Origin of the sequence: Mycobacterium kyogaense, from assembly GCF_036946525.1 — a bacterium.
Classification (GTDB): Bacteria; Actinomycetota; Actinomycetes; order Mycobacteriales; family Mycobacteriaceae; genus Mycobacterium; species Mycobacterium kyogaense_A.
The window spans coordinates 80788-84275 of sequence record NZ_JAQIIY010000008.1 but is presented as its reverse complement, the minus strand read 5'-3'; the positions used below and the strand labels follow the sequence as shown (position 1 = coordinate 84275).

4 protein-coding genes are annotated in these 3488 nt (G+C 66.5%); 2 read left to right on the top strand and 2 right to left on the bottom strand.

Annotated elements, in window-relative coordinates; all coding sequences use genetic code 11:
- Positions 1-50: 50 nt before the first annotated feature.
- On the bottom strand, positions 51-1043 hold the full coding sequence (locus PGN37_RS06270) for an iron-siderophore ABC transporter substrate-binding protein (RefSeq protein WP_335330164.1): 993 nt from the start codon (positions 1041-1043) through the stop codon (positions 51-53).
- Positions 1044-1258: 215 nt separating this feature from the next.
- On the opposite strand from PGN37_RS06270, the gene panD reads away from it, so the two are divergent.
- A complete protein-coding gene (gene panD, locus PGN37_RS06265) occupies positions 1259-1666 on the top strand; it encodes an aspartate 1-decarboxylase (protein WP_335330163.1) in 408 nt (135 codons plus the stop codon).
- Entirely contained in the window at positions 1666-2973 is a 1308-nt protein-coding gene (locus PGN37_RS06260) for a lysine N(6)-hydroxylase/L-ornithine N(5)-oxygenase family protein (RefSeq protein ID WP_335330162.1), read from the top strand. Before panD ends, PGN37_RS06260 begins: the two co-directional genes overlap by 1 nt.
- Here PGN37_RS06260 and PGN37_RS06255 read toward each other — a convergent pair.
- Positions 2970-3449, bottom strand: coding sequence for a TspO/MBR family protein (locus tag PGN37_RS06255; protein WP_335330161.1), 480 nt, complete (start codon positions 3447-3449; stop codon positions 2970-2972). The genes PGN37_RS06260 and PGN37_RS06255 overlap by 4 nt on opposite strands.
- Positions 3450-3488 lie beyond the last annotated feature (39 nt).

Genomic DNA, 3488 nt, shown 5'->3' with positions numbered 1-3488 from the left:
TACGACTCACCCCGCCGGCACTGGGCCGGCGGGGTGAATCGGGGCTGCGGTCAGGCGTTGGCGAGGTCCGCGACCGGCCGTCCCGCAAGGGCATTGGCCAACTGCGGGGTGAGCACGTCGAGCGCGTACATCAGCGCCTGGGGGCCGCTGTAGGTCAGTGCACCGCTGAGGTTCGACTCGAATGTGGTGTACAGCGTGCGCCCGTCGCGGACCACACCCAGCCGGGAGAACGCGGGAGACGACATCATCTGCTCCTGCGTGGCGCCGTTGACGAACAAGACGTCGCGGTCGAGCAGGTCGAGCCGTTCCTCGCTGACATCACCATGGACGTCCTGGGTCTTGAAGCCCAGAGCGGTGAACAGCGAACGGCGAGGGTCGTTTTCGGGAAGCAGGTAGTGCCCGCCGTTCTCCGGCCCGAAGTCCACGACAAGGGTCTTCCCCTCGAATTCGGGGTGAGCGGTCCGCGCGTCGGCGATCTTGCCCTTGACCTCGGCGACGAGCTTCTCCGCCTGGTCCTTCTTCCCGAGCGCGGTGCCGGTGGTGAGCAGCTGGACATCCCACGGCGTCTCCTCGTCGGCGTAGTCGCCGGACTGGATCACGGTCGGCGCGATCGACGACAACCGGTCATAGGTCTGGCGGTCGATCGTCTCGTAGATCGCGAAGATCACGTCCGGCTTCTGTGCGGCAATGGCTTCGAAGTCGATCGTGTCGGCACCCCAGGTGGTGACGCCCTTGCCGTCGGTCTCCGCCTTGACCCAGGGGTAGCCGTTGTACTCGGTGAAGAACTCCCGCGTGCTGACGGGAATCACCCCGAAGGGCAGCACGAAGTCCTGATCGGTCCAGCCGACGGTCACGACGCGCTTCGGGTCGGCAGGAACCTTCGTCTCGCCGAATTTGTGGGCGATCGTCACCGTCTGCGCCTGCGGTGTCTCGGTCGTCGACGACGACCCACACCCCACCAGCCCGGCGATGAGCAGCAACGCTGCCAGTACGGTCGCCGCGGCACGCCCTCTGTGGCGCCCTCGATGTTGCTGCTCGGTCACGCTGATGTCCCTTTCGTTCGGTATAGTTCGCGCGAGCAGATTAGCTTAGGCTCGCATAAGTTACTAGCCGCTGGTGGCGTGGCTTTGCCGTCCCCGTGCGCCGGTCGGCGTTCGGCCGCGTTGGCCGCCAACAGTTTTGGCGTCATATCCACACAGACGTAGGTCTTGCAGATCGGTAAACATAGGCTAGCCTTATCTTGACAATTGGAGGTGGAATGCTGCGCACAATGCTCGGAGGCAAGATCCACAGGGCGACGGTCACCCAGGCCGACCTGCACTACGTGGGTTCGATCACCATCGACGCGGACCTGATGTCCGCCGCGGGAATCATCGACGGCGAGCAGGTGCACGTCGTCGACGTCACCTCGGGCGCACGGCTGGTCACCTACGCCATCACCGGCAGGCCCGGCTCGGGCATCATCGGAATCAACGGTGCCGCAGCACATCTGATTTCTCCGGGCAACCTGGTGATCATCATGTCGTTCGTCGGTGTCGCGCAGTCCGACCTGGAGCGTCACCGCAGTGCGGTCGTTCACGTCGACACCGCCAACCACATCGTCGGCCTGGGAACGGACCCGTCCGAACCCGTCCCCGGCGCGCTCGACCAGATGGCAGGAGCGTGATGACGACGTTCGAGCAACCGTCGGCCGAGCAGGTGCTCGACCTCGTGGGCGTCGGCTTCGGCCCGTCCAACCTCGCGCTGGCCATCGCGCTGCGCGAACACAACGACACCGCCGCGGTGCCGCTGACGGCCCAGTTCGTGGAAGCGAAGACGGAGTTCGGTTGGCACACCGGCATGCTGATTCCGGGCGCCACCATGCAGATCTCGTTCCTCAAGGATCTCGCTACCCAGCGCAACCCGACCAGTGAGTTCACCTTTCTGAACTACCTGACAGACCGGGGTCGCCTCACCGAGTTCATCAACTACAAGACGTTCTTCCCGACGCGCGTGGAGTTCCACGACTATCTGCGCTGGGCGGCCGACAAGGTCGCGGCGCCCGTGCGCTACGGGTCACGCGTCACGGCGGTGCGTGACGCCGGTGAGTTCTTCGAGGTCGAGGTGACGGGCGCGCGCGCCGGGATGCTGCGGGCCCGCAACGTGGTGATCGCCGGCGGGCTCCACCCCCAGCTGCCGCCCGATGTCACGCCGTCGGCGCGAAAGATCCACAACCACAACTTCCTTCACGACCTCGACCGCCTACCGACCAGACGCCACAACCGGTTCGTCGTCGTCGGCGCCGGGCAGAGCGCAGCCGAGGTGTGCGCCTACCTGCACGACATCGACTCCGTCGAGGTGCACGGCGTCTTCGCCAAGTACGGCTACAGTCCCGCCGACGACAGCCCGTTCGCCAACCGCGTGTTCGATCCCGACGCCGTCGACGACTTCTACACCGCCAGCCCGCCGGTCCGGCGCCAACTGCTCGACTACCACCGCAGCACCAACTACTCCGCTGTCGACATGCCGCTGATCGAGGATCTCTACGCCCGGGAGTACGCGGAACGTGTCACCGGACCACGGCGGCTGTACTTGCGCGGCGCGTCCAGCGTGTGCGGCACCGACGAACACGACGACGGCATCTCCGTGGACATCCGGCACCACCCGACCGGCCGGATCGACCGAATCGATTGCGACGCAGTCATCTACGCGACCGGCTTCCTCCCCGCCGCGCTCGGTGCGATCCTGGGCCCCCTTCACGCAGATCTTATCTATCACGACGGGCGTCCCGCGGTCTCGCGTGATTACCGGCTCGTCACCGAGCCGCCCACCGCAGGCGGGCTCTACGTGCAGGGCAACACCGAACACACCCACGGGCTGACCTCGTCGCTGCTGTCGAACATCGCGATCCGCAGCGGAGAGATCCTGGCGTCGGTCGACGCCGACCGATCGGTGTCGGCCCATCGGCGGGACGTGGAACTGAGCCGCCGTTAGCGGTTGAGCTGCCAGATGCGGCCCGACAACGCCGTCGCGAAGGCGCACCAGAGCGGATAGGGGGCCAGCGCCGCACCGGCGGCAGGCTGTACCGACGCGGCCCGGCGGGCCAGATCTGTACTGCTGACCGCCAATGCCGCCGCCGCGACCGCGGCGCTGCCCAGTCGGCGCTGGTTGAAGAAGATCCAACTCCACCCGGCGTTCAGCACCAGATTGGCCGCCAACGCTCGGGTGTAGGCGCGTGCTTCGTCGTGGCGGCCCTGCTCCTCGAGAGTGTCGATCGTCGAGGCCGACACCACCGCGATGTCGGTGTAGAGGATCGGCCACACGATCGGGAACGCTTGTCGCGGAGGCTGAAATGACGGCTTCTTCAGGCGCGTGTACCACGGTGACTGGGCGGGCCTGCTGGCCAGCCCGCCGACGACGGCAGTGGCGAGCGCTGCACCGGCGGTTGTGGCGAGGGTCTTCGAGGGCATCTGGATCCTTTTCTCGGCGGCGGTCTACCTCCACCGACG